The organism is Polaromonas sp. P1_G2, assembly GCF_056405515.1.
Genome location: NZ_JBFUBY010000133.1, coordinates 1 through 10858 on the forward strand (window position 1 = coordinate 1; position 10858 = coordinate 10858).

Below are 10858 nucleotides of genomic sequence, written 5' to 3' on the forward strand. Positions count from 1 at the left end.
TCCACAAGGGGTGGGGAAGGAATACCAATACCTAAGAAACAAGGACTCGCCAYGGCGAGTCCTTGTTTGTATTGTCTTCTTGGTATTTTCGTTTTCTGTCTTCTTTCCCCGWTCCCGATTGCCCCGTCCTGGCTGGGCCGAGGAGCGCAGACGTAGGCGGATCAGGGATCGCGCTTGTCTGAGCGAAGCGAGTTTGCGCGAGACCCCGCCGTAGTCGAGCACCGCAGGTTGCCCGTAGCGAAGCGGAGGGACCCAGACTGCGGGTCGCCTTTTCTTTGGTGACTTTCTTTTGGCGAAGCAAAAGAAAGTTACTTGCCGCCGGGCAACCCCCGGCCAGCAGAACTAAGAAGAGAGCACAGAGGGAGCACCCTCACTGCGCCGGCGGCAACACCCCATCAAGACTCTCAGCATGATGCTGACAAAACCGCACCAGCTTCTCCACATCCTGTGATTTGTCAAAAACCTCATCGGCCCCCAACTCGCGGCAACGCAGCAAGAGGTTTTCCTGGCTGTGGCTGGTCAGCACCACCACCTTCTGGCCCGGCTTGCGCCGCTGGCAGTCCTTGAGTACGCCGAAGCCCGAACCCTCGGCGAGGAACAGGTCGACGATGGCGAGGTCCCAGTCTTCATGGTCATGAAGCCACAGGCGTGCGCCGGTCTCGGAATCGGCGTGGCCGACAAAGCGCAGCGGCGCGATTTCTTCCATGGCTTCCACCAAGGTATTGCGTATGTCCGGCTTGTCCTCGACAAGGAACGCGTTGATCACCATGGAACCCCCGAAGTTAATCCACGAACTTAGCCGCCATCCCGCGCGGGGCCTGTCGTCGGCCGCCTTCGGGATGCGTAGGCTTAGTCCCACTGTAGGCCAGCGGGCGTTTTTTAGCCGTAACGGGGGGTAACGTGGTGAATAAAACCGCTAATCGGTTGTGAAACGCGGATCAGTGGTGGTGGCCGTGCTCGCCGTGCACGTGGCGGTGGGCGATTTCCTCTTCCGAGGCGGCGCGCACAGCGGTGACCTTCAGGGTAAACCGCAGGGCCTTGCCGGCCAGCGGGTGGTTGCCGTCCAGCATGACGGTGTCGCCCTTGATCTTGATGACGTTGAAGACGTGCTGGCGGCCGTCCTCGCCGCGGCCCTCGAGCTGGCCGCCGACCTTGACCCCGGGCGGGAACTGCGTGCGCGGGATGGTCTGCACCAGGCCTTCATCGCGCAGGCCGAAGGCGTCCTGCGGCTCCAGCGCCAGCACGGTCTGGAAGCCGGCTTCCTGGCCGTCCAGCGCTTCCTCGATCTTGGGTAGGGTGTTGCCGTAGCCGCCGTGCAGGTAAACCATAGGCGTGTTGCTCTGCTCGACCAGCTTGCCCTGGGCGTCCGCCACCTTGTAGCTGAGGGTGACGGCGGTGTCTTTTGCGATTTTCATGTGGTAACTCCGGATGGCCGTGATGCGTAAAAGCGCTGATTTTCGCCCAGCCGGCGGGCCGGGGCCGGAACACGCCGGATCGCCGGGTATTGGCCCCGCGCCGCATGGGGATTTGCGGCCGGGCACGGACGCCGGCAAACGGCATCCGTAGAATCATGCAACATGATAAGTTACATGAAATCAAAAGGCCGGCTTTCCGCCGTCCTGCACGCGCTGTTGCACATGGCCCACCGCGGCGGGCCCATGACCTCGGACGAACTCGCGGCCTGCCTGCGTACGCACGCGGTGGTGGTGCGGCGCACCATGGCGGGCCTGCGCGAAGCCGGTTTTGTGGTGTCGGAGCGGGGCCACGGCGGCGGCTGGGTGCTGGCGCGCGATCTGGCATCCGTCACGCTGCTTGACGTGCAGATGGCTCTCGGTGACAGCGCCGGGGCGGACGGCGAGGGCGCGCATGCCGACGGCTGCGTCATCGAGCAGTCGGTGCAGCGCGCGCTGGCCGGCAGCCTGCGCGAGGCCGAGGCCCTGCTGGCCAGGCGCCTGGGCGAGGTCACCTTGGCCGACTTGTCGGCCGACTTCAACCGCGCCATGGTGGCCCATGCCGGCCACGCCGCGCACCCTCATGCCCCGGAGGCCGGCCATGCTGCATGACGCCATCATCGTGGGCGGCAGTTTTGCCGGGCTGTCCGCCGCCCTGCAGCTGGCTCGCGCCCGGCGCCAGGTACTGGTGATCGACGCCGGCCTGCCGCGCAACCGCTTCGCATCGGAGTCGCACGGCGTGCTGGGCCACGACGGCAAGCCGGGCTCGCAAGTCCTGGCCGAGGCCAGGCAGCAGTTGCGAGCCTACCCGACCGTGCAGGTCTTCAGCGGCCGTGTGAGCCGTGTGGACAGCGGCGAGGCGGGCTTTGTCGTCGAGGCCGAGGACAGCATGCGCTGGTTCACCGGGCGCCGCCTGCTGCTGGCCACCGGCGTGGCCGACGTGCTGCCCGAAATCCCCGGCCTCCAGGAACGCTGGGGCAAGACGGTGGTGCACTGCCCCTATTGCCACGGCTATGAGATTGGCGGCGGCGCCATCGGCGTGCTGGGAACCGGGCCGATGTCGGTGCACCAGGCGGTGCTGTTCGCCGACTGGGGCGAGGTGACGCTGTTCACCCAGGGCGTGGTGGCGGTGTCTGCCGAAKAGCAGGCCTCGCTGGCCGCGCGCAAGGTCAGGGTCGAGTCCAGCCCCATCGCCGAACTGCAGGGCGCGGCACCCGCGCTCGACGGCGTGCTGCTGCGGGACGGCCGGCGGGTGGCGATCAAGGCCCTGCTGGTAGGCACGCAGGTGCGCATGGCCAGCCCGCTGGCGGCGGCGCTGGGCTGCGCGTTTGACGATTCGCCCTTCGGCCCCATCGTGCGCATCGACGCCTGGGGCCTGACCAGCGTGGCCGGCGTCTACGCGGGCGGCGACATGGCCCGCGTGCCGCACAGCATCACTTTTGCCTGCGCCGGCGGGGTGGCGGCCGGCATAGGCATGCATGCCTCGCTGGTGATGGAAGATGCCAACGGCGTGGCGCCGGCATAGCGGGCCGGGTACAGTGGTTGAAAGCCGCCGCGGAGGCCCCAACTGTTTTTTTTGACCCCTGCTTCAACGCCCGCCTGCCATGAACCCGCTAGACACCGAAACCATTGAACTGCTGCCCGCCGGCGCCACGCCGCGCCAGCTCTTTGTGCTGCTGCACGACGCGGGCGGCACGGCCGCCGACATGCTGGAGCTGGGCAATCTGCTGGGCGGCGCTTTCCCCGAGGCCGCGGTGCTGATTCCGGAAGGCCTGTCGGGACCACACGCCGATGCGGCGGGCGCCGCGGCGGCCGGGCTGGATGATGCGGCGGCCCTGGCCGCGCGCGTGGAAGTGCTGGCCGCCTTTGTGCGCGCGCAGCAGCAGCGTTTCGAGATCCTGCAGTCGGACACCGCGCTGGCCGGCTTTGGCGCGGGCGCCAGCCTGGCACTGGCTTTCAGCGACGCGCACGACGGCCTGGCGGGCCGGCTGCTGTCCTTCGGCGGCGGCTACCAGGTCTGGCCGGCCCGCGCGCCGGCGCTGACCACCCTGCACCTGCTGCACGGCCAGAACGACGAAGTCGTGCCGCTGGCGCGCACGCGCAGCGATTTTGACCACCTGATGGAATTGGGCGCCGACGCGACGCTGGACGTGGCCCGCTCGCTGGGCCATGAGCTGCATCCGGCGTTGATGGATCAGGCCGTGACGCGCTTGCAGACCTGCGTGCCGCTGCGCGCCTGGAAAGCCGTTTAGAAAGTTACTGGCAAGCTTGCAGGGGCTTGCCAGCGAGCTGCGGCTTGAGCGTCTCAAGCTTCGCCTTGATCGCCGCGTCGGCGGCCGGCAGCTTCAGCAGCTGGCCGCGCGCTTCGGGCCGCTCCAGCACCACCTTGGCAGTGCGCACGCCGCGCGTGGCGGCCTTGGCGAGTTCGCGTTCGGCCTCGGCCTGCGAGCTGTAGTGGCCCAGCGACAGGCCGGGCCCCAGCGTGGGATTGATCAGGGCTTCAAAGGACACGCCCAGGCCGCGCAGTTCGGTGCGTTTTTTGATGAGGGCGTCTTCGCTGTTGTACTTGCCCATGTAGACGATCCAGCGGCCTGGCTCCACACCGCTTTCCAGCGTCCAGCTGCCGATGGGCAGGCTGCTTTCGAGGCCGGTGCGCAGGGCGGTGCTTTGTTCGGGGCTGAAGAGGCCCGCCTGCAGGCATTCGGCGGCGGCTTGCGCCGGGGCGGCGGGGGATGCAGCGTTTTCGAGCTGGCGCGCGTCGGCGGCCGTCAGCAGCTGCATGGCCTGGGGCTTGATCTGCTGGGCCAGGCGCTGCGGTTCGGCCTGGACGGCCGGGGCATAACCGTAGTCGGCCAGCAGGCCCTGCGTCCAGGCGAAGTAGCCAGCATTGGCCAGCAGCAGCGCCAGCACCAGCAGCCTCAGCATGGGCGCGCGCCTTGCGGGTTGGGCGCCGCCACGGGCCGCACGCTGACTTCGGAACTGGTGATTTCTTTCATGCCAGCCGCAGTATGCACCAGCAGCGCGCCGTTTTCGCCCGCGCCGTGGGCCGTGCCCACGGTGCCGTCGGAGAGCTGCACGGCCCGGCCGGCCAGCACGTCGCGCGCCGCGAAACGCGCCTGGAAGGGCGCAAAACCAAAGCGCTCAAAGGCCTGCACCGCCTGCACCAGCGGCGGGATCACGCGCAGCAGCACGGCCGGCGCGTCGAGGCCGGGCAGCAGTTCCTGCAGGCTGCCGGGTGGGACGGCGGCCGGGGCGGATGGGGCGGCCGGGGCCTGCGCGGTGTCCAGCGCCACGGCGCGGATGTTGATGCCTATGCCGATGACCACATAACGCAGGCCTTCCCAGCTGGCGGTCTCGACCAGGATGCCGGCCAGCTTGCTTTCGCCCTGCGGTGTGGACAGCCACAGGTCATTGGGCCATTTGAGGCCTATGCGGGGTTTACCGCCCTGGCTGGCGTTGAGGGGCTCCAGGCTGTCGGCCACGCTGACACCGGCCACCAGCGACAGGCCGGACCAGTCGGCGGGCGCCAGCGGCAGGCCCAGCGAAAAGGTCAGGCTGTCGCCGCGCCGGCTTTGCCACTGGCGGCCCAGGCGGCCGCGCCCGGCGGTCTGTTGCTCGGCCACCAGCAGCAGGGGCTCGGGACGGGGTTCGACCGTGGGGCTGCCGCGGAAGCGGCGCATCAGCTCGGTGTTGCTGGAGTCGATCTCGGGCAGCACCTCCACCGTGAAGCCCGGCAGCGAGGGCGCCAGGGCCTCCCAGAGGGCTTCGGCGGGCCATCGGATGGGGAATGAAGAGGAGGAGGTCATGAAAAGCCCAGGCCCTGGGGCCTGGTGGTGTCGGCGGCGCAGGAAAACCCGGCTCAGTCTTTCTTTTTCTTCTTGGGTTTTTTGTCGGCTTTTTTATCGACTTTTGGAGCGGCCTTCTTGCCGGCTTTCTTTTCAGCCTTCTTTTTATCGGCCTTGGCCTCGGCCTTTTTATCGGCTTTTTTGGCCGACTTCTTCTTGCCCTTGGACTTCTTGTCGTCGTCCTTGGGTGCCAGCAGCGTGCCGCGGCAGTTTTTCGCACCGCACCAGCAGGGATATTCGGCCAGCAGCTTCTTGGTATAGGGCGCGTCGATGATCAGGCCGTAGTCGTAGAACAGCTCTTCGCCGGCCTTGATGTTGCGCAGCGCCTTGATGAAGACGCGGCCATCGTTTTCGTCGGCTTCGCAGTTGGGCTTGCAGCTGTGGTTGATCCAGCGCGAGGAATTGCCGCCGTGCTTGGCGTCGATCACATGCTCTTCGTCGATGTGGAAGTAGAAGGTGTGGTTCGGGTCCTTGGGGTCATGCGGGTGGCGGCGGAGCGCCTCTTTCCAGTTGATGATCTCGCCGACGTATTCGATCAGGGTCTCGCCTTCGGCCAGGTCCTGCACGGCGAAGACGCCCTTGCCGTGCACGCCGGAGCGCCGTGTCTGGATGCGCCGGCCGTCGGTGGTGGGAGCCGGTGCGGTGGGCATGGAAGAGAGCGGCGCGAGCGACGCGGAAGCCTGGTTTTTTGACACGACGTATTTTTTTGGTATGGTTAATTCATGCATGTGCGCGTGCGCGCGTATGCGTGCGCACCCGCGCGCGTACATGCGCGAGAAGCCGCTATTGTAGTGATGCCGCGCGAAGTCCCCCAGGARCTCCCCATGTTCAAACGCCGAAACCTGCTGCAGACGACCGCCGCCCTCGTGGCCGGGCTGGGCCTGCCGGCATGGGCCAAGGGCGGGGAAAGCCCTCTGCCCAAGGTCGGTGCCACCCTGGTGTTGCCGCCCGTGGCGCTGCTGGACGGCGGCGCCTGGAAGCCTTCCGAGGTAGGCGGAAAGACGCTTGTGGTGTACTGGTGGGCCAGCTGGTGCCCTTTTTGCGCGGTGCAATCGCCCCATATAGACGCACTGTGGCGGGCCCAAAAGGCCAGGGGCCTGGAGGTGCTGGCGCTATCCATCGACAAGCAGCCGGCCGCCGCGGCTACTTATATGAAGACCAAGGGCTACAGCTTTCCCGCCGGGATGCTGACCCCCGAAGTCGCGAAATTCCTGCCCAAGCCGGTGGGCCTGCCCGTGGTGGTGGTGCTCAAGGTGTCGGCGGATGGCCGTGAAGGCAAAGTCGTATTCGCTGAAAGCGGGGAAATGTTCCCCGAAGATGTAGAAGGTTTGAAGAAGTACATATGAAAACCCTTGTGATTGCAGAAAAGCCCTCGGTGGCGCAGGACATCGTCCGCGCCATCACGCCGACGGCCGGCAAGTTCGAAAAACACGATGAATATTTCGAGAGCGACGACTGGCTGGTCACTTCGGCTGTCGGCCACCTGGTCGAGATCCAGGCGCCCGAAGAGTTCGACGTCAAGCGCGGCAAGTGGAGTTTCGCCAACCTGCCGGTGATACCGCCCTACTTCGACCTCAAACCCATCGACAAGACCAAGACGCGGCTCAACGCCATCGTCAAGCTGGCCAAGCGCAAGGACGTGGGCAACCTCGTCAACGCCTGCGACGCGGGCCGCGAAGGTGAGTTGATTTTTCGCCTGATCCAGCAATACGCAGGCAGCAAGCTGCCGGTCAAGCGCCTGTGGCTGCAGTCCATGACGCCGGCCGCGATCCGCGAGGGCTTTGACAGCCTGCGCAGCGAAAAGCAGATGCAGGGCCTGGCCGACGCGGCGCGTTCGCGCTCCGAAGCCGACTGGATGGTCGGCATCAACGGCACCCGGGCCATGACGGCCTTCAACTCGCGCGACGGCGGTTTCTTCCTGACCACCGTGGGCCGCGTGCAGACGCCGACGCTGTCGGTGGTGGTGGAGCGCGAGGAAAAAATCCGCAAGTTCGTGAGCCGCGACTACTGGGAAATCCACGCGAGCTTCCTGGCCGAGGCCGGCGAATACCCGGCCAAGTGGTTCGACCCGAAATGGAAAAAAGCCGCGGCCAATGCCGCGAACGGTGAAGGCGCGGAACCCGATCCCGAGCTGAGAGCCGACCGCGTCTGGTCCGAGCGCGAAGCGCTGGCGATCGCCGAGGCCGTGCGCGGCAAGGCCGCCACGGTGACGGAAGAAAGCAAGCCCACCACGCAGGCGGCCGGCCTGCTGTTCGACCTGACCTCCTTGCAGCGCGAGGCCAACGGCAAGTTCGGCTTCTCGGCCAAGACCACGCTGTCCATCGCGCAAAGCCTGTATGAACGCCACAAGGCGCTGACCTACCCGCGTACCGATTCACGCGCGCTGCCCGAAGATTATTTGCCCGTGGTCAAGCAGACCTTTGAAATGCTGGCCGACAGCGGCATGCGCCACCTGGCACCACACGCGGCGACGGCCATCAAGGGCAACTACATCAAGCCCAGCAAGCGCATCTTCGACAACGCCAAGGTCAGCGATCACTTCGCCATCATCCCCACGCTGCAGGCGCCCAGCGGCCTGAGCGAAGCCGAACAAAAGCTTTACGACCTGGTGGTGCGCCGCTTCATGGCGGTGTTTTTCCCGAGCGCCGAATACCTGGTGACCACGCGCATCTCGCAGGCCGTGGGCCACAGCTTCAAGACCGAGGGCAAGGTGCTGGTCAAGCCCGGCTGGCTCGCGATTTACGGCAAGGAAGCCGCCGACGAAGTGGCCGACGCCAAGGACGGCGACAAGGGCCAGAGCCTGGTGCCGGTCAAGCCCGGCGAGATGGTGCGCGCCGAAGTGGTCGAGGCCAAGGGCCTGAAGACACGCCCGCCCGCCCGCTATTCGGAAGCCACGCTGCTGGGCGCCATGGAGGGCGCCGGCAAGACGATTGACGACGACGAGCTGCGCGAAGCCATGCAGGAAAAAGGCCTGGGCACGCCGGCCACGCGCGCCGCCACGATTGAAGGCTTGATCGCCGAGAAGTACATGCTGCGCGAAGGCCGCGAGCTGATCCCCACGGCCAAGGCCTTCCAGCTCATGACCTTGCTGCGTGGACTGGGCGTGGAAGAACTCTCCAAGGCCGAGCTGACCGGCGAGTGGGAGCACAAGCTCGCGCAGATGGAACACGGCCAGCTGAGCCGCGAAACCTTTATGGCCGAGATCGCGGCCATGACGGAGAACCTCGTCAACAAGGCCAAGGGCTATGACAAGGACACGATTCCCGGCGACTACGCCACGCTGTCGGCACCCTGCCCTAACTGTGGCGGCGTGATCAAGGAAAACTACCGCCGCTACACCTGCACCGGCAAAAAAGGCGACGACGGCTGCGGCTTCAGCTTCGGCAAGACGCCGGCCGGCCGCACCTTTGAAGTGGCCGAGGTCGAGCAGTTCCTGCGCGACAAGAAGATCGGCCCGCTGGACGGCTTCCGCTCCAAGGCCGGCTGGCCTTTCACCGCCGAGATGGTGATCAAGTTCGACGAAGAGACGAAGAACTACAAGCTTGAGTTCGACTTCGGCGACGACAAGAACGGCGAAACCGGTGAGATCGTCGACTTCGGCGAGCAGCAGTCGCTGGGCCCCTGCCCGCGCTGCGCCTCGCGCGTGTTCGAGCTCGGCAAGAACTACGTCTGCGAAAAATCCGTGCCCACCTTGGCGCAACCCACGCCCAGCTGCACCTTCAAGACCGGCCAGGTCATCCTGCAGCAGCCTATCGAGCGCGAGCAGATGCACAAGCTGCTGGAAACCGGCAAGACCGACCTGCTCGACAAGTTTGTCTCCATGCGCACGCGCCGCCCCTTCAAGGCCATGCTGGCCTGGGACAAGGAAGCCGACAAGGTGAACTTCGAGTTCGCGCCGTCCAAGTTCCCGCCGCGCAAACCGGCGGCGGCCAAGACCGGCACGGTGAAAACGCCCTTCGGTAAGACCGTGGCGGTGAAGGCCGCGAAAGCACCGGCCGCGAAGAAGGCCGCGGCCAAGAAGGCACCCGCCGCGAAAACCGCCAAGCCCAAAACGCCGCGCGTCGCCAAGCCGGGCGCAGGCCTCAAGCCCAGCGCCGCGCTGGCCGCGGTGATAGGCACGGAACCGGTGGCGCGCACCCAGGTCATCAAAAAACTCTGGGACTACATCAAGGCCGAAGGCCTGCAAGACGCGGCCAACAAGCGCGCCATTAATGCCGACGCCAAGTTATTGCCGGTGTTCGGCAAGCCGCAGGTCACGATGTTTGAGCTGGCAGGGATCGTGGGCAAGCACCTGACTGCCGAGTAAGAGCAGCTCTGAAACTGCAGCGGGGCCGGGGACTTATATCGCCGGCTCGGGCAGCTGCCGCAGTGCGTGCAGCTGCGAGCCGAAGATCACGATCGCCTGCAAGGCAAAGCCGGCCAGCGCCAGCCACAGGCAGGCGGCTTCGCCCCACGATGCACCGACCACCCCGCCCAGTGCCGCTCCTATAGGCCGTGAACCGGCGTTGACGGCCAGGAATACCGCCGAGACGCGGCCCAGCATGGCGTGGGGCGTGATGCTCTGGCGCAAGGTGGTGGAGGTGATGGTCCAGACGATGGGGCCGACGCCGAACAGGAAGAACGACAGGCCCGCCAGAATACCGCTGGGCACAAACAGCGTGGCCACCATGGTCGCGGCGGCCAGCACCGACACGGCCGGGCCGAGCTGGATGGCGCGGCCGAAAGGTATGGCCGCCACCACGCGCGGCGACAGCAGCGCACCCAGCACCATGCCCGCGCCGTAAGCGCCCAGGGTGATGCCGACGCCTTGCGCCGTCAGGCCCAGCACGCGCACCGCATAAGGCACATAAGCCGCCTGCAGCACAAACCAGGCGATGTTCCAGACGATGCCTGTGAGCACCATGGGGCGCAAATACGGCTGGCGCCAGACAAACTGCGCGCCGTCGCGAATCTCGAGCAGCGCATGGCGGCCCACGGCCGGTGTGCGGGCCGGCTCGCGCAGGCTGAATAGCAAGCCAGCGGCCGAGGCCGACAAAATCGCCGCCAGCACAAAGGCCGCAGGCGCCCCGGCCCAGGCGACGAGTGCGCCCGCCAGCGCCGGGCCGGCCGCGAAAGCCATGCTGCGCGCCAGCTCCAACCGGCCGTTGGCACGTGCCAGCGCTTCGCGCGGCACGATGGCCGGCACCAATGCGGGTGCCGCCACGCTGAAGCAGACGGTGCCCACTGCGCCGATAAAACCCAGCAGCGCCAGCCCGGCGATCGACAGATGGCCCGTGAGCACCATGGCCAGCAGCGCCAGCAAGGACAGCGCGCGCAAGGTTTCGGCCGCCACCATCAGGCGGCAGCGCGAGACCCGGTCGGCCAGCAGGCCCAGGGGGATGGCCAGCAGCAGGAAAGGCAGGGTCTGCAGCGCCGCCAGCAGGCCGATCTCGCCCGGCCCGGCGCCCAGCACCAGCACCGCGACCAGCGGCACGGCCGCCAGGCTCAGCTGTTCGGCGGATTGCGCGGCGAGGTTGGACCAGGCCAGGCGCTGGAAAGGAATGGGGAGTGGAGTGTGCATAT

Annotated in this window: 11 protein-coding genes; 5 read left to right on the forward strand and 6 right to left on the reverse strand. The window is 66.6% G+C overall.

The annotated features are described in order from the left end of the window. Positions 1 to 370: 370 nt before the first annotated feature. Together AC1D0P_RS14650 and AC1D0P_RS14655 are read right to left on the reverse strand one after the other, a co-directional pair. Entirely contained in the window at positions 371 to 769 is a 399-nt protein-coding gene (locus AC1D0P_RS14650; protein WP_477677407.1) for a response regulator, read from the reverse strand. A 169-nt stretch (positions 770 to 938) separates the two neighbouring features. After that, entirely contained in the window at positions 939 to 1415 is a 477-nt protein-coding gene (locus AC1D0P_RS14655) for an FKBP-type peptidyl-prolyl cis-trans isomerase (RefSeq protein WP_477677408.1), read from the reverse strand. Positions 1416 to 1589: 174 nt separating this feature from the next. On the opposite strand from AC1D0P_RS14655, the gene AC1D0P_RS14660 reads away from it, so the two are divergent. From AC1D0P_RS14660 to ypfH, 3 genes are all read left to right on the forward strand, one after another. Beyond that, positions 1590 to 2063 (forward strand): Rrf2 family transcriptional regulator, encoded by a 474-nt coding sequence (locus AC1D0P_RS14660; RefSeq protein ID WP_477677409.1) that lies wholly within the window; start codon positions 1590 to 1592, stop codon positions 2061 to 2063. Continuing rightward, complete coding sequence (locus AC1D0P_RS14665) at positions 2053 to 2976, forward strand: NAD(P)/FAD-dependent oxidoreductase (protein WP_477677410.1); 924 nt, start codon at positions 2053 to 2055, stop codon at positions 2974 to 2976. The genes AC1D0P_RS14660 and AC1D0P_RS14665 overlap by 11 nt, the downstream gene beginning before the upstream one ends. A 79-nt stretch (positions 2977 to 3055) precedes the next feature. Beyond that, positions 3056 to 3703 (forward strand): esterase, encoded by a 648-nt coding sequence (gene ypfH / locus AC1D0P_RS14670; protein WP_477677411.1) that lies wholly within the window; start codon positions 3056 to 3058, stop codon positions 3701 to 3703. Positions 3704 to 3707: 4 nt separating this feature from the next. Here the strand turns inward: ypfH and AC1D0P_RS14675 are convergent, their stop codons facing one another. From AC1D0P_RS14675 to AC1D0P_RS14685, 3 genes are read right to left on the reverse strand one after another with little or no spacing between them, the layout of a single operon-like run. After that, on the reverse strand, positions 3708 to 4376 hold the full coding sequence (locus tag AC1D0P_RS14675) for an SPOR domain-containing protein (RefSeq protein ID WP_477677412.1): 669 nt from the start codon (positions 4374 to 4376) through the stop codon (positions 3708 to 3710). Then, positions 4370 to 5257: a biotin--[acetyl-CoA-carboxylase] ligase gene (locus AC1D0P_RS14680; RefSeq protein WP_477677413.1), complete on the reverse strand. Its 888-nt coding sequence runs from the start codon at positions 5255 to 5257 to the stop codon at positions 4370 to 4372. Before AC1D0P_RS14680 ends, AC1D0P_RS14675 begins: the two co-directional genes overlap by 7 nt. Positions 5258 to 5310: 53 nt before the next feature. Next, entirely contained in the window at positions 5311 to 5946 is a 636-nt protein-coding gene (locus AC1D0P_RS14685) for an SET domain-containing protein (protein ID WP_477677417.1), read from the reverse strand. A gap of 174 nt (positions 5947 to 6120) precedes the next feature. Between AC1D0P_RS14685 and AC1D0P_RS14690 the strand changes: the two genes are divergently transcribed. After that, complete coding sequence (locus AC1D0P_RS14690; protein WP_477677414.1) at positions 6121 to 6642, forward strand: TlpA disulfide reductase family protein; 522 nt, start codon at positions 6121 to 6123, stop codon at positions 6640 to 6642. Continuing rightward, entirely contained in the window at positions 6639 to 9602 is a 2964-nt protein-coding gene (locus tag AC1D0P_RS14695; RefSeq protein WP_477677415.1) for a DNA topoisomerase III, read from the forward strand. The genes AC1D0P_RS14690 and AC1D0P_RS14695 overlap by 4 nt, the downstream gene beginning before the upstream one ends. Positions 9603 to 9635: 33 nt before the next feature. Here AC1D0P_RS14695 and AC1D0P_RS14700 read toward each other — a convergent pair whose 3' ends face one another. Next, positions 9636 to 10856 (reverse strand): MFS transporter, encoded by a 1221-nt coding sequence (locus AC1D0P_RS14700; RefSeq protein WP_477677416.1) that lies wholly within the window; start codon positions 10854 to 10856, stop codon positions 9636 to 9638. Positions 10857 to 10858: the final 2 nt, after the last annotated feature.